Genomic DNA, 17,993 nt, shown 5'->3' on the forward strand with positions numbered 1-17,993 from the left:
GGGCCGGCGCGCCCCTCGCGGCAGCGGGCTCGTGGAGTGCGGGGGCCCGCCGGCGACGCCGCGCTCGGGACCGCCCCAGTGCGAGGGGTCCGCCGGGCGGGGCCTGGCCTGCTCGGGGATCCGCGCCTAGCCTCGGCGAGGGACACCCGTCCCGAGCCGTCGACGGAGGAGCGCCATGACCGAGACCACCAGGGTGGGACGCCGGGGCGCCGAGGGCATCGCCCGTCACGGCCGCCTGCGGAGGCCGAGCGCCGCGCGCACGGTGGCCGCCGCGATCGGAGCGGTGGCCGCGGTCGCCGTGGTCGGCAGCGGATCCGTCGCCGCGATCGCGGCGTGGGACATCGCCCGCACCGTCCAGGCCAACTCGGTCGACATCTCCGACGGGGACGCCCTGCCGCCCTCGATCGGCGCGATCGACGGCGGGGCCAACGTGCTGCTCGTCGGCGGCGACACCCGCGAGGGGCAGGGCGACGGCTTCGGCACCGGGCAGGAGGTCGCGACCGGCAACCTCAACGACGTGACGATGCTGCTCCACATCAGCGAGGACCACACCCGCGCCACCGTCATCTCCTTCCCCCGCGACATGCTCATGACGATGCCCGCGTGCCGGAGCCAGGACGGCACCGCGGAGGTGCCGGCGCAGGACGACGTGCAGATCAACGTCGCGCTCAAGAACGGCGGGCTCCCCTGCGTCGTGCGCGCCGTGGAGAGCATCACGGGCCTCGACATCCCCTACGGCGGCGTCATCCAGTTCACCGGCGTGATCGAGATGTCCAACGCCGTCGGCGGCGTCCCCGTCTGCATCGCCAACCCCATCGACGACTGGCGGACCGAGCTCGACCTCCCCGCCGGCGTGGTGCCCCTCCAGGGCGAGGACGCGGTCCAGTTCCTCCGCCTCCGCCACGGCATCGGCGACAACAGCGACCTCTCCCGCATCAGCAACCAGCAGGTGTTCCTCAGCGCGCTGCTGCGGACCGTGACGAGCACCGACACCCTCACCAACCCGGCGAAGCTCTACGGGATCGCGCGCGCCGCCGTCGACAACATGAGCCTCTCCACCTCGCTCGACAGCCCCGCCGCGATCACGTCCCTCGCGCTCACCATCAAGGACATCCCGCTCGACGAGTTCGTGTTCGTGCAGTACCCGACCACGTACCTGGAGAGCGGCCGCGTCGCGCAGGACGCGGCGAACGGGGACCGGATGATGCGGCTCATCGCCTCCGACGCGGACTTCGCGCTCGCGCCCGACAGCACGGGCCAGGGCGTGGTGCTCGCCGAGCCGACGGATCCCGCGTCCGCTCCCCCGGCGGATCCCGCCCCGCCCGCGCCGGACGGCTCGGCCGCCCCTCCCGCCGTGCTGCCGGACGGCGTCACCGGCCAGACCGCGGCGACGGAGACCTGCGCGAACGGCTGACGCGGGGCGCGCGCGTCACGCGGGAGCGGGGGTGACCAGGGCGAGCAGCGGGAAGGCGCCCAGCCAGAGCACCGACGGGGACACGACGAGGCACACCGCGTCGACGACGAGCATCGTGATCGCGCGCCTCCTCCGGCCCTCCCGCCGCGCCAGCGACATCACGGCGAACACGAGGCTCACCAGTGCGAGGAGCCCGATCGGGACCCATGCCACGAGGAACAGCGGATACAGGATCAGCCACCCGGAGCCGAGGAGGGCGGACGGGACCCACATCACGCACCAGAGCAGCGCGAACGTGCCGAGGGCGATGAGGCCCGTGACGGAGGCGACCCTCCCGCGGCTGTCGTCCCGGGGCGACGTCCGATCCTCCACCCGGTCCCCCACCCCCTGCATCGCTCCAGCGTAGGGGCGGGATGCCGGCGGGCGGGACGCGATGGCCGCTGGGGCCCCGGTCACCCCGGAGCAGGCCGATCCTGGCATGCGCGCGCATCTGCGGGCTGCACACGGGGAAGGGGAGGCCCGGCGTCGCCGCCGGGCCTCCCCTCACTCGCTGCCCGCGGGATCGCAGGCCTCCCCGGTGCTAGCGGCCGCCCATCCCGCCGGTCGCGGCCTCGCCCGCGGTGACCGTGACGGAGGGGGCCGCTCCCGTGGCGTCACCGGACGCCGCGAGGCCCCCCGTGCTCGCACCGGAGGCGGTGCCGCCGATCGCGACCGAGTAGCTCTCGCCCGTCGTGATCGCGTCGGAGGAGTAGACGATGCTGCCGAACGACTTGCCCGCCGTGAAGGACGCGACGACGGCGCCGTCCGCGTCGAGGACCTGCACGACCGTGCCGGCGTCGTAGGCGCCATCGAGGGTCGCGGAGATCCAGCCCTGGGCGCTCGTGGTGGCCGGCGAGACGACCATGCCGCTGCTGCCGGCCGCGAGGAGCGTGCCCCCGGAGACGTCGAGGGTGCCGTTCACGTCGAGCGCGCCGTTGCCGCTGCCCTCCGGCCCGTTCACGACGACGGTCCCGCCGGAGATGGTGGCGGAGCCGTTGGAGTCGAGTCCGTCGCCGTCCGCGTCGATGACGAGCGTGCCGCCGGTGATGGTCACCGTGGACCCGTCGTCGCCGCCCATCGCGCCGCCGCCGCCCGTGCCGCCGCCCATGCCCGCGCCGCCCGGACGCGTCCCCCCGGCGGGGCGCTCGCCGGTCGGGGCGGTGCCGTCGGGCGGCGAGGCGCCCTCGGCGGGGGCGGCACCCGCATCGGGAGCCGCGGCGTCGGCGGCGGCGGGCTCCGAGGCCCCGGTCGTCGTCTCCGTCGCGGTGGAGCCCACGGTGGCGTTCACGCCGTCGTCCTGGGTGACCAGCGACGTCTCCCCGCCGTTCACGGTGATGGCGGCGCTCTCGAGGCCCTCGACGGCGGTCGTGACGTCGAGGGTGCCGCCGTCGATCACGAGCGCGGTGTCGGCGTGCACGCCGTCGTCTCCAGCCGCCGCGTCCACGCTGCCGGAGACGAGGTGGAATCCGCCCGCGGCGTTGATCGCGTCGTGCTGCGCGTCGATGGTGGTCGTCCCGCCCTCGATGACCGCGATGACGCCGGCTGTGATGCCCTGCGCGGAGGAGTCCGTCGCTGCGGCGGCCGCGTTCGCGGCCCCGCCGCCCGTGGTGACGTCGAGCGTGCCGCCGGTGACGACGACGTCGGTCGTGGCCGCGAGGCCGTCGTCTCCGGCGGTGACGGTCACGTCGCCGTCCGCGATCGAGATGAACCCGCGCGTCGGGTCCTCGTCGTCGTCGGACTTGAGTCCGTCCCCGCCCGCGGTGACGCTGACGGTGCCGCCCTGGACGACGAGGGCGTCCTTCCCGCGGATGCCGTCGTCCGCCGCGTCCACCGCGATGTCCCCGGAAGCGATCACCAGGCCGTCCTGCGAGGCGATGCCGTCGTTGCCGTTGCCGGTCACCTCGAGCGAGCCGGTGCCGGTGATCGTCAGGTCCGTGGCGCTGTAGAGGGCCGCGTTCGCGCCGGCGGAGTCGTCGTAGGAGGAGGCGTCGCTCAGCGCGTTCTCGGTGCCGGCAGCGAGCGAGACGACGGCGGAGTCCGCCTGGCGGATGTCGATCGCGGCCGTCGTGGTGGAGGAGATGCCGGCCCCGTCCAGGATCAGGGCCACGGTCACGGTGTCCGCCGTGTCGACGACCACCTGGCCGTCGTCGAGCGTGCCGCTGATGCGGTAGGTGCCGGCCGCGGTGATGGTGACGGTGCTGCCGTCGACGGTCACGCCGTCGCCGGAGGCCGTGGCCGTGTCGCCGTCGAGGGCGATGTCGACGGCTTCCGCGTCGTCGACGTGGTCGCTGGAGTCCACGACGGCGTCGTTCGCCGCCAGGACCCGTGCGGCGCTCTGGGTGGCATCCACCTCGACCGCGGCTGCCGCGGCCGTGGTGGTGTCGGTGCCGGTGGCGGTCGTGGCGATGCCGCAGCCGGCCAGGAGACCGACGCTGAGCAGGAGGGAGACGGCGAGGGCCGTGGGGTTGCGGATGGAGCGCTTCGGGTTCATGGGGTGTCCTTCGGTGGGCGCAGGTCAGCGCGGGGTGTCCGGGATGCCGCGCTCAGGCGGCGGAGGAGGAGGTGGAGGAGGTCGAGGTCGTGCAGCCGTCGGCGAAGTGACGACGGAGGACCCGGCCCCACCTGTTCGACGGCAGGTCGTCGCGGAGGGCCGCGAGGCCCGTGCCGTACTTCGAGATGGTCGACGGTCGGTGCCCGTGGCTCCAGAGGAGGCGATCGACGGCGGAGGGCCGGGAGCCGGACTTGGTCTCCACGATCGCCACCCGCGGCAGCTCGAGTCGGCGGTCGTCGAGGATCCACGCGAGCGAGGTGTCGACGGTCGCGCGGCTCTCGTCGCTCGGGACGAACAGGGTCGTGCGGTCGTACTCGGTCACGAGCGTGGGCCGCAGCCGCTGGGGGGCGATGCCCCGGATGCCGGCGTCCCGCAGCGTCGCGTCGACGTGGGCGAGGCCCGCGGCGGAGAGCGTGCGCTCGTCGCCGGCCACATGCGCGACCCGGTCCTTCACCGTGCTGCTGCGGCCGCCGCGGGTCTTGACCTCGAGGTTGCACCCGCCGGAGTCGACGTAGCTCCGGGTCCGGACCTTGAAGCGGCGGCGCCGTCCGTGCGCGGCCAGGTGGAAGCTGGCGAGCTCGGGGGTGTCGAAGTACACGCTGCGGTACGCGGATGCCCGTCGCCCCTCGATCTCGAGGGCTCGCGTCCCCGGCTCCAGGCCCGCGAGGGCCGCGTCGAGCGCGTGCATCGGCACCACGTACTTGCGGTCCACCCGGGTGAGCAGGGCGGCGCGGGCCACGAGCTCGTCCAGGCCGATGGGCTCGAGCAGGCCGACGGCGGTCAGTCCGCGGACGCGGCTCACGCGGTCACCTTGCCCTGCGGCATCGCCTCGCGCAGGCGGGCGGGGCTGCCGCTGGGGCGGACCCGGTAGCGGACGTCCACGACGGTGGTGTCGTCCACGAGGTCGAGGTGCTTGACCTGCGCGCCGCGGATCTCCGCGCCGAGCACGAGCCCCAGGTGCTGCAGGAGCGCGTCGTGGTCGGAGATGGCCGTGTCGATGGTCATCGTCTGCTGGCGGTACCGGCCGAACAGGCGCGGGTGGTCGCCCACGACGAGCACGAGCAGGATCAGCGCCATCAGCGACACGTGCAGCGGGTTCATCGAACCGGAGAGACCGGTGATGAGGCCGAGCGCGAGGGCGGAGAAGTAGTAGGCGACCTCGTGCTGGGCGATCTCGTCCGACCGCAGCCGGATGATCGACAGCACGCCGAACAGGCCGAGCCCGAGGCCCGCCCCGATGGTGCTGGACCCCAGCACGAGCGACACGGCGAGGACGCCCACGTTCACGCCCAGGAACGCGACGACGAGGTCCCGGCGGTGGTGCCGGGGGAAGTAGATGGCGAAGGTCAGGATTCCGACGGCGACGAGGTCGACGGCGATGGGGAGGATGTAGTCCACGGTGGTGCTCCACTGTTCTGTCGGGGTGGAGCACCAGTACGCCGTGCCGGCCTATGACGAGCCCATGGACCGCCGATGGGCCGCATATGGGTGCCGGGGGCGACGGGGAAGCGCAGGTGCGGGACGCGCTCCACCCCGGCGGCCACCCGGCCGGGGACCGGGGTCCCGCCGCCCCGCCGCCCCGCCGCCCGACAGGCGGCTCGGTATGCTCGCCGATATGCTCCCCCGGACCCGTGACCGCCGTCGTCCGCGGGTCCTGGTGGCGCCCGACAAGTACAAGGGCAGCCTCACGGCCGCCGAGGTGGCGCACTGGATCAGCGCGGGCCTCGCCGAGGGCGCGGGCCCGGACGGCGTCGACTGCGACCTCCTCCCCCTGGCGGACGGCGGGGACGGCAGCGTCGCCGCGGCGCTCGCCGCGGGCTACGAGCCCGTCGTCCTCGAGGCGACCGGGCCGACCGGCCAGCCGGTCCGCACGACCGCGGCCCGGCGCGGGGACACGGCCGTGGTCGAGGTCGCCGGCACGAGCGGCCTGGCGGTGCTGCCGGACGGTCGGCGCGACGCCCTCGGCTCCTCCAGCCACGGGGTGGGCGAGGCGATCCGGCACGTGCGCGGGCTCGGCGCGCACCGCATCGTCGTCGCCCTCGGCGGCAGCGCCACCACGGACGGCGGCGCCGGCCTCCTGCACGCCCTCGGCGTGCGCTTCCTCGCCGTGGACGGCACCGAGGTCCGGCCGAGCGGCGGCACGCTGGGGTCGGTGGACCGCCTCGACCTCACGGGTCTGCTCCCCCTCGACGGCGTCGAGCTGCTCGGCGCGAGCGACGTGACCAACCCCCTCACCGGTCCCCTGGGCGCCGCCCGCGTCTTCGGCCCCCAGAAGGGCGCGGGCCCCGCGGAGGTCGACCTCCTCGACGGCGCCCTCGCGCACCTCGTCGACCTCGCCGAGCGCGCCGGCGTCCCCGGAGCGCGCGCCGCGGCCGCGTCTCCCGGCGCCGGCAGCGCGGGCGGGATCGGATACGCGCTCCTCCTCCTCGGCGGTCGGCTCGTCTCGGGGGCGGGCTTCTTCCTCGACCTGCTCGGCTTCGACGCCCGGGCGCGGGCGGCGGACCTCGTGATCACGGGCGAGGGGTCGATGGACGAGCAGACACGCGACGGCAAGCTCATCTCCGTCGTCGTCCAGCGGAGCGGCGGCCGTCCCGTCGTCGCGGTCGTGGGCCGCGACGCGCTCTCCGCCGAGGGGGTCCGCGAGCTCGGGCTCCACGCGGTGCACGCCCTCGCGGACCGCACGGACGAGGACAGCTCGCGCGACCCGGCCCTGTCCGCGCGCCTGCTGCAGCGGATCGGGCGCGACATCGCGGCGACCCTGCTCGCGACCCCGACCCCGGCCCGCACCCCGCCTTCGGCGCCGGGCCCGGCGACGGATCCCGGGCGCGCGCCCGACCGCCCCGCATGACCGCCGGCCCCGCGGACCGCGGCGGCCGCACCCACCCCTCGACACGACGAGAGCAGGACGACATGACACGACGCGTGTGCTTCACGATGCAGCTCAAGCGGGACCGCATCGCGGACTACCTGGCGGCGCACGAGACCGTCTGGCCCGAGATGCGGGAGGCGCTGTCGGAGACGGGCTGGTCGGACTACTCGCTCTTCGTCCGCGAGTCCGACGGCCTGGTCGTCGGCTACCTGGTCACGGACGACTTCGACCGGGCCCGCGCCCGCATGGCGGAGCAGGAGGTCAACGCGCGCTGGCAGGCCACCATGGCGCCGTACTTCGAGTCGTCGGAGGATCCCGACCGGTCGATGGTGCGCCTGGAGGAGTACTTCCACCTCGCGTGACGACCGGCGCCACCGCCTGAGTGGAGGGCAAGCGTTTTCCCAGCTAGGGTGCTGAGGAGCGCGGCGCCGCTGCCCGCACCGTCGCCCCGACCCGCGAGGACGCCCATGGACGCCGACACCCCTCCGCCCTCCGCCCGGCTCCGGGTGGGGATCATCGGCACCGGCGGGGTCGCCCACCTGCACGCGGCGGCGCTCCGGGAGCGCGACGACGCGCTCCTCGTGGCGGCGGTCGACCGCGACCCGGACCGCGCCCGGGACTTCGCCCACCGGTACGGGATCCCGACGTGGGGCGCCTCCTTCGACGACCTCCCCGAGGTCGACGTGCTGCACCTCTGCACGCCCCCGGGCGTCCACGCCGAGCAGGCCGAGGCGGCGTTCGCGCTCGGGGCGCACGTCGTCGTCGAGAAGCCGCCGGCGCTCTCGCTGGCGGAGGTCGACCGGATGACGACGGCCGCGGACCGCGCCGGCCGGCGCCTCGCCGTCGTGTTCCAGCAGCGCACGGGATCCGCCGCCGCGCACGTCCGCGGCCTCCTGCGGTCGGGGGCCCTCGGGCGTCCGCTCGTGGCGCGCTGCGACACGCTCTGGTACCGCGACGCCGACTACTTCGACGTGCCGTGGCGCGGACGCTGGGAGACCGAGGGCGGCGGCACCACCACCGGGCACGGGATCCACCAGCTCGACCTGCTCGCGCACCTGCTGGGCGAGGTGGACGAGGTCACCGGGCAGGCGTGGCGCGTCGACCGGGAGGTGGAGACCGAGGACGTCTCGACGGCCGTGCTCCGCTTCGCGTCGGGCGTCGTCGCCGTGGCGCTGACGAGCGCGGTCTCCCCGCGGCAGGCGAGCGCGATCCGCATCGACGCCGAGCGCGCCACCGTCGAGCTCGAGCACCTCTACGGGCACGGCCACGCCCACTGGCGGCTGACGCCCGCGCCGCACGTCCCGGAGGAGGAGGCCGCGTCGTGGGCGTTCCCCGACGCGGAGACGCCGAGCGGCCACGCCGCCTACCTCGACGCCGTGTACCCGGCGCTCGCCTCCGGCGCTCCCCTGCCCGAGGTCTGCGCGGCGCCCGCCCGCTCCCTCGAGATCGTCGCCGCGATCTACCACTCGTCGCGGCGGGGCGCCCCGGTCGCGATCCGCGAGCTGCGGGACGACCCGGCGATGCGCGCGGCCGTCCGCGCGGACGTGGTCGACGTCCGGCCGGGGCGCCGCCCGTGATCCCGGACGACGCCGTGGAGGTCGGCGACGGCATCGCCCAGCTCGTCCTCGACGATCCCGCGACGCCGCCCCGCGACTCGCCCCGCCCGTACCTGCACCCGCTCCGGACGCCCGGCGGCCAGGTCGTCTCGGACCTCCGGCCCCCGGACCACGACTGGCACCTGGGCCTCTCGCTGGCCGTCGCCAACGTGGGGGTGCCCGGCGAGGCGGACGACGTGAACCTGTGGGGCGGCGTGACGTGGGTCACGGGCGCGGGCTACCGCCAGCTCGCCAACAACGGCGCGCAGCGCGTCCTCGACCGGGACGGGTCGACCCTGTCGCTCGCGTGGACGGACGCCGCGGGCCGGGTGCTCCTCACCGAGCGCCGCACCCACGCGGTCGCCCGGCCCGCCGCCGATCGCGCGGTCCTGACCGTCGAGAGCACGTGGACCCCCGTCGTGCCGGGCCTCGCCTTCGGGTCGCCGACGACCGCGGGACGGCCGGACGGGGGCTACGGCGGGCTCGTGCTGCGGCTCGCCCCGGAGTTCGGCGCCGCCCGCGTGCTGTCGCCCGCGGGTCCGACCACCGCGGACGCGGCCCGGGGCGCGTCCCTGCCGTGGCTGGCGCTCGCGACGGAGGAGGCGACCGTGGCGATGGCCGCCCTGGCCGGCGACCCCGTGCATCCGTCGCCCTGGTTCGTCCGCACGGGCGCGACCCCGATCCTCTGCGCGGCGCCGTTCGCCCGTCGGGTCTGGACGATGCCGGCGACGCCCGTGACGTGGCGCTGGCGCGTGCTCGTGGCCGACGGCGCCCTCGATCCCGACGCGATCGCGGCGGCGCTGGCCTGAGCTGCCCGCCCGTGCGCGCCCCCGTGCGAGGGCGGCGCGACGGGCGCCGGCGAGCGGGTCCGACGACGGTGCTTGACGCGTCGATCCGCGGGACGTACTTTGGGGCAAACGCTTTCCCGAAACGTTTCATCCACGTGCCGGGCATTCGAAACGATGATGTTCTCGAAAGGACGACGATGTTCCGCTCACACAGCACCCGCGTCGCGGCGGCCGCCGCCGTGGCCGTGGTCGCGCTCGGTCTGACCGCCTGCTCCGGCGGCGGCTCCGGCCCCTCCGCCACCCTCGACCCGGACGAGGAGATCACGCTCGACTACACGTTCTGGGGCAACGACGACCGCGCCGCCCGCTACGACCAGGCCATCGCGCTCTTCGAGGAGGAGCACCCGAACATCACCATCAACTCGACCTTCACCGACTACCCGGGCTACTGGGAGAAGCGGCAGACCGAGGCGGCGGGCGGCGGACTGCCGGACGTGATGCAGTTCGACTACACGTACCTCCGCCAGTACGGCGAGAACGGCCTGCTCGGCGACCTGTCCGAGTACTTCGGCGGCGTCATCGACGAGACCACCGTCGCCGACGACCTCCTCGCCACCGGCGAGCTCGACGGCGCGACCTACGCGATCCCCACCGGCTACAGCGCGTGGGCCGTGTTCCAGAACAAGGACCTGCTGGACGCCAACGGGCTCGAGCCCTACGCGGGCGGCGGGAGCTGGGAGGACTACGCGGCGTACGTCGCCGACGTCACGGAGAGGACGGGCGGCGCCGTCTACGGCGGCACCGACTACACCGGCCGCATCCAGAACCTCGAGCTGCAGCTGCGCGCCGAGGGCAAGGAGCTCTTCACCGAGGACGGCGAGCTCGGCTTCACGAAGGCCGACCTGGCGTCGTTCTGGGAGCAGGGCGACGAGATGCGCACGACGACCGGCGTGCCGGCCGCGCGCCTGCAGGAGCTGCTGCCCAAGTCCGGCTTCGGCGCCGCGCTCGCCACCAGCGAGATGAGCTGGAGCAACTTCCTCGGCGGCTACGTCGGCGACAGCGGCGCGTCGGAGATCGTCATGAGCGCTCCCCCCACCTCCGACGAGGGGACGAAGGACCTGTACCAGAAGGTCGGCCTGATGCAGGCGATCTCCTCGTCCACCGACCAGCCCGAGGCGGCGGCGACGTTCCTCGACTTCCTCATCAACAGCCCCGAGGTGGGCGCGATCTTCGGCGCGACGCTCGGCATCCCCGCCTCCTCCGAGCAGCTCGCGGGCGCCGACCTCGAGGGGCCGGACAAGCAGGTCGCCGACTACCTCGACTCGGTCGAGGACCGCATCGGCGAGGCCCCGGCCGCGCCGGTGGCCGGCTACGGCGCCATCGAGGCCGACTTCCTCGACATCGGCACGAGCCTCGGCCTCGGCGCCCTCAGCGTCGACGACGCGGTGACGCAGTTCTTCGACGAGTCCGCCGTCACGCTCGGGAACTGAACGACGACGGGCCAGGAAGGCACCCCATGACGACGACGACGTCGACCCGGAGCGGCACCCCCGCCTCCGATCGCGTCGCACCCGCGGCCGGCCGGATGAGCACCCCTCGTCCGGTCGGCCGCCCGGTGCGGCGGCGCCCCCGCAGGGACACCCTGGCCGGGTACGCGTTCCTCTCCCCCTGGCTCATCGGCTTCGTCGGGCTCACGCTCGGCCCGATGCTGATGTCCCTGTACTTCTCCTTCACCGACTACAACCTCTTCCGCGCACCCGAGTGGATCGGGCTCGGCAACTTCGAGCGCCTCCTCGGCGACCCGAAGTTCCTGCAGTCGGTGCAGCTGACGCTCGCCTACGTGTTCGTCGGGACGCCGGTGAAGCTCGCCGCCGCCCTCCTCGTCGCGATGCTGCTCAACTACAGCGCACGCGGCACGGGCTTCTTCCGCTCCGCGTTCTACGCGCCGTCGCTCATCGGCGCGAGCGTGAGCATCGCCATCGTCTGGCGCGCGATGTTCTCCACCGACGGCCCCGTGGACTCGGGGCTGCAGGTGCTGGGTCTCGACGTGGGCGGGTGGGTGGGCGTGCCCGCCCTGATCCTGCCGATGATGATCATCCTGGCCGTCTGGCAGTTCGGCGCCCCGATGGTGATCTTCCTCGCGGGCCTCAAGCAGGTGCCGGCCGAGCTCTACGAGGCCGCGATGGTCGACGGGGCGGGGCCCTGGCGGAAGTTCCGGAGCGTCACGCTGCCGATGCTCTCCCCGGTGATCTTCTTCAACCTGCTGCTCGAGATGATCAACGCGTTCCAGGTGTTCGCGTCGGCGTACATCATCGGCAACGGCACCGGAGGGCCGGCGGGGGCCACCAACTTCTACACGGTGTACCTCTACACGCGCGCCTTCACCAACAACCAGATGGGCTACGCCTCGGCGATGGCCTGGGTCCTGCTGCTGTTCGTCGGCGTCCTCGCCTTCGTGCTCTTCAAGACCCAGAAGAGCTGGGTGCACTACTCGGGAGACTCACGATGACGACCTTCGACACGACCCTCCCCTCGGCCGACACCCAGGTGGTCACCGAGCCCACCCCGCGCCCGGCCCCGCGGGCCCGGCGACGACGGCCGAGGACCGCGACGCTCGTCTGGATCGCGGTGATGATCGTGCTCACCGCGGTGGTGCTGTACCCGCTCGTCTGGATGGGGGCGGCGGCCTTCAAGCCCAACACGGAGTTCGGCGGGCGGACCTCGCTCCTGCCCCAGGACCCCACGATCGACAACTTCGTGAAGGTGTTCGCGGGCGTGGGCGGCGTTCCGCTCTGGCGGTTCTTCCTCAACTCCACGATCCTCGCCGTCGGCTCGGTGATCGGGGTGGTGCTGTCGTCCTCCATGGCGGCGTACGCCTTCGCGCGGCTCGACTTCCGGGGGCGGCCGCTCTGCTTCGCCCTCATGATCGGCACGCTGCTCCTGCCGATGCACGTCCTGCTCATCCCGCAGTACACGATCTTCCGCACGCTCGGGATGATGGACACGTACTGGCCGTTGCTCATCGGCAAGTTCCTCGCGACGGAGGCCTTCTTCGTCTTCCTCATGGTGCAGTTCATCCGCAACCTGCCCCGGGAGCTCGACGAGGCGGCGCGGATCGACGGCGCCGGCCACCTGCGCATCTTCCGCTCCATCACCATCCCGCTGATCCGCCCGGCGCTCATCACGTCGTCGATCTTCGCGTTCATCTGGAGCTGGAACGACTTCCTCGGGCCGCTGCTGTACCTCAACACGCCGGACCTCCAGCCGCTGCCGCTCGCCCTCCGCGTCTACAACGACCAGACGTCAGCGTCCGACTACGGGGCGACCATCGCCGTCTCGGTGCTCGCGCTCCTCCCGGTGCTCATCTTCTTCATGGTCTTCCAGCGGTTCCTGGTCGACGGCGTCGCGACGCAGGGGCTCAAGGGATGAGCCGCGGGGACGGGCGGCGGCGGTCGCGCCAGGCCCGCGCCGCGGGAGCCGACGGCACCGCCCTGCGGTGGCCGGGGGCGGCGGACCGATTCGCCCTCTTCGCGGAGGTGCTGTGGACCGGTCTGCTCGTCACGCTGCTCGCGCTCCCGCTCGTCACCCTCCCGCTCGCCCTCGCGGTCGGCGCCCGGCACCTCCGGCGGTTCATCCTCGACGAGCCCGCCCCGCTCCGGACCGCCCTCGCCGAGGGGCGGACGGGACTCGTGCGCGCGCTGCCCGTCGGGCTCGCGGCGGTCGGGGCGGGCGGCGTGCTCGCGCTCGACCTCGCCCTCGTCGCCGGGGGCGCGCTGCCGGGAGGCGCCGCCGTCGGCGCGGTCTGCGCCGCCGCCCTCGCGACCGGCCTCGTGGTGCTGCTCACGGCGTGCACGCTGTGGTCGCCGGAGGCGCGATGGGGTGCCCTCCTCCGCGAGGCGGCGTCCCTCGCCGTCCGGGACCCGCGGGGATCCGGCGCGCTCGTCGTCGCCCTGGTCCTCACCGCGGTGGTCACCTGGCAGCTGGCGCCCCTCGTGGTGCCCGCGCTCGGCTGCACCGTGTTCGCGGCCGTCGCCGTGCGCCTGTCGCGGACGCGGGCGTCGTCCCGCGGCTAGCGCTTTCCCGCGCCACCGCCCGGATGGCAGGATGGTGACCATCGCGCCGGCACGGCGCCGGCCGAGGAGCGAGCGATGCACCCGAAGGACCGCGGCACCGCCGTCACCCTGCACGACGTCGCCCGCGAGGCCGGCGTCTCGCTCGCCACGGCGTCCCGCGCCCTCAACGGCAGCGCGCGCAAGGTCAACGAGGACTACCGGGCCCGGGTCGTCGCCGCGGCGGCGTCCCTCGGCTACTCCCCGAACCTCTCGGCGCAGGCCGTGGCGAAGGGCGCCACCTCCACCGTCGCGCTGCTGGTGAGCGACATCGCCGACCCGTACTTCTCGAGCATCGCCTCGGGGGTCCTCGCGGCCGCGGAGGCCGCCGGGCTCGTGGTCACCATCGGCGTGACGCACCGCGATCCCGTGCGCGAGCTGGAGCTCGTCCGCGCCCTCCGCGGCGGACGGCCCCGCGTGATGCTCCTCGCCGGCAGCCGCTTCGACGACGAGGCCTCCCGCGACGCCCTCGTCGCCGAGCTGCAGGCGTTCGAGCGCGCCGGCGGACGGGTGGTGATGCTGAGCCAGCGCTCGCTCCCCTTCCCCACGGTGCAGCTCGACAACCGGGCGGGCGCGCGGGCCCTCGCCGACGCGCTCGTCGACCTCGGCTACCGCCGCTTCGCGGTCCTGCACGGCCCCGCGACCCTCGTGACCTCCGCCGACCGCCTGGCGGGCTTCGCGGAGGGCCTCGCCGCCCGCGGGGTGGACCTCGACCCGGCGCTCGTGGTCGCGACGGACTTCACGCGCGACGGCGGGCACGCCGCCATGACCCGCCTGCTCGACGAGCACCCCGGGAGCATCGAGCTGGTGTTCGCCGTGACCGACGTGATGGCGATCGGCGCGTCGTCGGCGCTGCGCGACCGCGGCGTGGAGCCGGGCACGGGCATCGGCGTCGCGGGGTTCGACGACATCCCGACGGTCAGCGACGTGAGCCCCGCGATCACGACGGTCGCCGTCCCACTCGGTGAGATCGGGAGCCGCGCCATCGGCCTGGCGCTCGACGAGGACGCCGACGCCGACGCGACCGTCGTCCTGCCGACCTCGGTGGTCGTCCGGCCGAGCACGCCCGACCGGTCCGGCCGCTCGGCCTGATCTGCACGCTCGGCCTCATCCGCGCGATCCGCCCGCTCCGCCTGATCGGTCCGGCCTGCCCGACCCGCCAGACCCGCCTGACCGCTTGCGCCGGCATGCGATCCGGTCGAGGTGTCCCCGACGACGGGAAACCTCTTGCCGGAGGGCGGCTTCTCGGCATAGCATCCGGGTAAACGCTTTCCACCAATGAAAGGGCCCCCGTGTCAGAGACGACCACGCCCCGCACCCTCGGCATCATCATGAACGGCGTGACGGGCCGCATGGGCTACCGCCAGCACCTCGTCCGCTCGATCCTCGCCATCCGCGAGCAGGGCGGCGTCCTCCTCTCGGACGGGAGCCGGGTGCAGCTCGAGCCGCTCCTCGTGGGCCGCTCGGAGGCGAAGCTCGCCGAGCTCGCCGCCCGCCACGGCCTCGAGCACTGGACGACGGACCTCGACGCGGCCCTCGCGGATCCGCGGTGGCAGGTCTACGCCGACTTCCTCGTGACGCGCTCGCGCGTCCCCGCCATCCGGAAGGCCATCGCGGCCGGCAAGGACGTCTACACGGAGAAGCCCGTGGCCGAGTCCTACGTCGAGGCGCGGGAGCTCGCCGAGCTCGCCAGGGCCGCCGGGATCAAGAACGGCGTCGTGCACGACAAGCTCTACCTGCCCGGACTCCAGAAGCTCAAGCGGCTCATCGAGTCGGGGTTCTTCGGCCGGATCCTGAGCGTCCGCGGCGAGTTCGGCTACTGGGTGTTCGAGGGCGACTGGCAGGACGCGCAGCGCCCCAGCTGGAACTACCGCAGCGAGGACGGCGGCGGCATCGTCGTCGACATGTTCCCGCACTGGAACTACGTGCTGGAGGACCTCTTCGGCCCCATCGAGGGCGTGTACGCGAAGGCGACCACGCACATCGAGGAGCGCGTGGACGAGCACGGCGTGCCGTACACCGCGACGGCCGACGACGCCGCGTACGCGATCTTCGACATCGCCGGCGGCGTGACCGCGCAGCTGAACTCGTCGTGGGCCGTGCGCGTGGACCGCCCCGAGCTGGTGGAGTTCCAGGTCGACGGGACGCTGGGATCCGCCGTCGTCGGGCTGTTCGGCGCCAAGGTGCAGCCGCGCGTCGCGACGCCCAAGCCCACCTGGAACCCCGACCTCCCGGAGACGCACGACTACTCCCGGGACTGGCAGGAGCTTCCCGTCAACGACGTCTTCGAGAACGGCTTCAAGACCCAGTGGGAGCAGTTCGTCCGGCACGTGGTGGAGGACGCGCCCCACGAGTACGACTTCTTCGCGGGGGCCCGCGGGGTGCGGCTCGCCGAGCTCGGGCTGCGGTCGTCCCGCGAGGGCCGCCGCATCGACGTGGCCGCGCTCGACGCCGAGGCCGACGCGGAGGCGCTGGCGGCCGTCGAGGTCGCGCCGTGACCCGCGTCGCCCTCCTCGGCGCCGACGGCGCGATCCGGCCGCACGAGCTCGGCCCGGCGCCCGCGTTCGCGCCGCCGACGGGACCGCTCGTCTCCCGGGTGGCGTACGCGGCCGCCCACGTCGTCCCCGTCGCGCACGGGGAGAACGTGCCGGGGCAGCCAGCGCGCATCGACTGGGACGCGACCCTCGGCTTCCGGCACCGCATCTGGTCGTGGGGGCTCGGCGTCGCCGACGCGATGGACACCGCCCAGCGCAACATGGGGCTGGACTGGGCGGCCACCCGCGAGCTCATCCGGCGCAGCGCCGCGGAGGCCGCCTCCGTCGGCGGCTCCGTGGTCGTCGGCGTCAACACCGACCAGCTCGTGGACGACGTCGTGCCGCTCGAGCGCGTCGTCGACGCCTACCTCGAGCAGCTCGCCGTGGCGGAGGACGCGGGGGCCGGCGTCGTGCTGATGGCCAGCCGGCACCTCGCCCGCACCGCCACCTCCGCCGCCGACTACGAGCGGGTCTACGCGGCCGTGCTCGCGCGCGCCTCCCGGCCCGTGATCCTGCACTGGCTCGGCGCGGCGTTCGACCCGGTGCTCGCCGGCTACTTCGGGTCCGCCGACACGGCGGCCGCCTCGGACACCGTCGTGCGCATCATCGAGGACGGCGGCGACGCCGTGCGGGGCATCAAGATGTCGCTCCTCGACGCGGGGGCCGAGGTCGCCCTGCGCGCCCGCCTCCCCCGCGCCGCCTCCCTCTTCACGGGCGACGACTTCTCCTACGTCGGCCTCATCGAGGGCGGCGAGGACCCGGACGGCGTCGTCCGCCGCTCCGACGCCCTCCTCGGCGCGTTCGCCGCCCTCGCGCCGTCCGCGTCGGCGGCCATCCAGGCCCTCGACCGCGGCGACGTCGCGGGCTACCGGCGGATCCTCGGCCCGACCGAGGCGCTCTCCCGGCACGTCTTCGCCGCGCCGACGCAGTACTACAAGACGGGCATCGCGTTCCTCGCCTGGCTGAACGGCCACCAGCCGGCGTTCTCCATGGTGGGCGGCCTGCACTCGGCGCGCTCGCTCCCCCACCTGTCCGGGATCGTCCGGCTGGCGGACGAGGCCGGGGCGCTGGAGCGGCCGGAGCTGGCCGCCGAGCGCTGGAACGGGATGCTCGCGCTGGCCGGCGTCGAGGCGCCGAGCATGGTCCGCGCGTGACCGCGCCGCGCGAGGCCGACGTCGCGGACGCCCCGGCCGCCGCCGCGCACCCCCGGCTCTCGCTCAACCAGGCCACCGTCAAGCACGCCCCGCTGGCGCGCGCCCTCGAGGTGGCCGTCGCCGCCGGCATCCCGGCGATCGGGCTGTGGCGGGAGCCCGTGGCCGACGTCGGGCTCGACGCCGCCCGACGGCTCGTCGACGCGAGCGGCCTCCGCGTCTCGTCGCTCTGCCGGGGCGGGTTCTTCACCGCCGTCGAGGGCCCGGCGCGGCGCGCGGCCCTGGATGCCAACCGGCGCGCGCTCGACGAGGCCGCGGCCCTCGGGGCACCCGAGCTCGTACTCGTCGCCGGCGGCCTGCCCGACGGATCCCGCGACCTCGTCGGCGCCCGCGGACGCGTGCAGGACGCCCTCGCCGAGCTCGTCGCGCACGCCGAGCGGACGGGCGTGCGGCTCGCGATCGAGCCGCTGCACCCCATGTACGCCTCCGACCGCGCCGTGGTCTCGACGCTCGCCCAGGCCCTCGACCTCGCGGCGCCGTTCGCCGCGGAGGCCGTGGGCGTCGTGGTCGACGCGTTCCACGTGTGGTGGGATCCGGAGGTGCTGGCCGGGATCGCGCGCGCCGGGTCCGAGCGCCGCATCGCGAGCTACCAGGTGTGCGACTGGGCGACGCCGCTGCCCGCCGACGTGCTCCTCGCGCGGCACCTCCCGGGCGACGGCGTCATCGACCTCCCCGGGCTCACGCGCGCGGTCCGGGAGGCCGGCTACGCGGGCGACGTCGAGGTGGAGGTGTTCCACCAGGCCGTCTGGGACGAGGACCCCGCGACCGTCGCGTCCCGCGTGGTGCGCGCGTTCGCCCAGCACGTCGCGCCGCACCTCTGATCCCGCGTGCGGGCGCCGGTCGGCGCCCTGTTTCTTATACACACCTCCAAACCCCCGAGACC

The 17,993-nt window shown here is 74.4% G+C and carries 17 protein-coding genes; 13 read left to right on the plus strand and 4 right to left on the minus strand.

The window, feature by feature from the left end; all coding sequences use genetic code 11:
• Positions 1–175: 175 nt before the first annotated feature.
• Entirely contained in the window at positions 176–1,414 is a 1,239-nt protein-coding gene (locus AC07VC_RS05465) for an LCP family protein (RefSeq protein WP_494675901.1), read from the plus strand.
• A gap of 15 nt (positions 1,415–1,429) precedes the next feature.
• On the opposite strand, the gene AC07VC_RS05470 is transcribed toward AC07VC_RS05465, so the two are convergent.
• The 4 genes from AC07VC_RS05470 to AC07VC_RS05485 all read right to left on the minus strand — a co-directional run bounded on the left by AC07VC_RS05470 (position 1,430) and on the right by AC07VC_RS05485 (position 5,402).
• Entirely contained in the window at positions 1,430–1,807 is a 378-nt protein-coding gene (locus AC07VC_RS05470; RefSeq protein WP_494675900.1) for a hypothetical protein, read from the minus strand.
• Between the two features lie 187 nt (positions 1,808–1,994).
• Positions 1,995–3,944 carry a carbohydrate-binding domain-containing protein gene (locus AC07VC_RS05475; protein ID WP_494675899.1) on the minus strand — a complete coding sequence of 650 codons (1,950 nt, stop codon included), beginning with the start codon at positions 3,942–3,944 and terminating at the stop codon, positions 1,995–1,997.
• A 52-nt stretch (positions 3,945–3,996) separates the two neighbouring features.
• On the minus strand, positions 3,997–4,806 hold the full coding sequence (locus AC07VC_RS05480) for a polyphosphate polymerase domain-containing protein (protein ID WP_494675898.1): 810 nt from the start codon (positions 4,804–4,806) through the stop codon (positions 3,997–3,999).
• Positions 4,803–5,402: a DUF4956 domain-containing protein gene (locus tag AC07VC_RS05485; RefSeq protein WP_494675897.1), complete on the minus strand. Its 600-nt coding sequence runs from the start codon at positions 5,400–5,402 to the stop codon at positions 4,803–4,805. Before AC07VC_RS05485 ends, AC07VC_RS05480 begins: the two co-directional genes overlap by 4 nt.
• A 217-nt stretch (positions 5,403–5,619) precedes the next feature.
• On the opposite strand from AC07VC_RS05485, the gene AC07VC_RS05490 reads away from it, so the two are divergent.
• From AC07VC_RS05490 to AC07VC_RS05545, 12 genes are all read left to right on the plus strand, one after another.
• A complete protein-coding gene (locus AC07VC_RS05490; RefSeq protein WP_494675896.1) occupies positions 5,620–6,852 on the plus strand; it encodes a glycerate kinase in 1,233 nt (410 codons plus the stop codon).
• Positions 6,853–6,914: 62 nt separating this feature from the next.
• Complete coding sequence (locus tag AC07VC_RS05495) at positions 6,915–7,235, plus strand: L-rhamnose mutarotase (protein WP_104291461.1); 321 nt, start codon at positions 6,915–6,917, stop codon at positions 7,233–7,235.
• Between the two features lie 105 nt (positions 7,236–7,340).
• Positions 7,341–8,450 (plus strand): Gfo/Idh/MocA family protein, encoded by a 1,110-nt coding sequence (locus AC07VC_RS05500; protein ID WP_494675895.1) that lies wholly within the window; start codon positions 7,341–7,343, stop codon positions 8,448–8,450.
• Positions 8,447–9,277 (plus strand): DUF6807 family protein, encoded by an 831-nt coding sequence (locus tag AC07VC_RS05505; RefSeq protein WP_494675894.1) that lies wholly within the window; start codon positions 8,447–8,449, stop codon positions 9,275–9,277. The genes AC07VC_RS05500 and AC07VC_RS05505 overlap by 4 nt, the downstream gene beginning before the upstream one ends.
• Before the next feature lie 176 nt (positions 9,278–9,453).
• Positions 9,454–10,746, plus strand: coding sequence for an ABC transporter substrate-binding protein (locus AC07VC_RS05510; RefSeq protein WP_494675893.1), 1,293 nt, complete (start codon positions 9,454–9,456; stop codon positions 10,744–10,746).
• Positions 10,747–10,772: 26 nt separating this feature from the next.
• A complete protein-coding gene (locus AC07VC_RS05515; protein ID WP_494675892.1) occupies positions 10,773–11,765 on the plus strand; it encodes a carbohydrate ABC transporter permease in 993 nt (330 codons plus the stop codon).
• On the plus strand, positions 11,762–12,685 hold the full coding sequence (locus AC07VC_RS05520; RefSeq protein WP_494675891.1) for a carbohydrate ABC transporter permease: 924 nt from the start codon (positions 11,762–11,764) through the stop codon (positions 12,683–12,685). The genes AC07VC_RS05515 and AC07VC_RS05520 overlap by 4 nt, the downstream gene beginning before the upstream one ends.
• A complete protein-coding gene (locus AC07VC_RS05525; RefSeq protein ID WP_494675890.1) occupies positions 12,682–13,329 on the plus strand; it encodes a hypothetical protein in 648 nt (215 codons plus the stop codon). Before AC07VC_RS05520 ends, AC07VC_RS05525 begins: the two co-directional genes overlap by 4 nt.
• Before the next feature lie 75 nt (positions 13,330–13,404).
• Positions 13,405–14,457: a LacI family DNA-binding transcriptional regulator gene (locus AC07VC_RS05530; RefSeq protein ID WP_494675889.1), complete on the plus strand. Its 1,053-nt coding sequence runs from the start codon at positions 13,405–13,407 to the stop codon at positions 14,455–14,457.
• Positions 14,458–14,696: 239 nt separating this feature from the next.
• Positions 14,697–15,863, plus strand: a complete 1,167-nt coding sequence (locus tag AC07VC_RS05535; protein WP_317230956.1) for a Gfo/Idh/MocA family protein — start codon at positions 14,697–14,699, stop codon at positions 15,861–15,863.
• Entirely contained in the window at positions 15,860–17,053 is a 1,194-nt protein-coding gene (locus AC07VC_RS05540) for a DUF993 family protein (RefSeq protein ID WP_494675888.1), read from the plus strand. Before AC07VC_RS05535 ends, AC07VC_RS05540 begins: the two co-directional genes overlap by 4 nt.
• Positions 17,050–17,931 (plus strand): sugar phosphate isomerase/epimerase family protein, encoded by an 882-nt coding sequence (locus AC07VC_RS05545; protein WP_494675887.1) that lies wholly within the window; start codon positions 17,050–17,052, stop codon positions 17,929–17,931. Before AC07VC_RS05540 ends, AC07VC_RS05545 begins: the two co-directional genes overlap by 4 nt.
• The last annotated feature ends 62 nt before the right edge of the window (positions 17,932–17,993 follow it).

This window comes from Clavibacter sp. GW821-FHT01D01 (genome assembly GCF_059422605.1).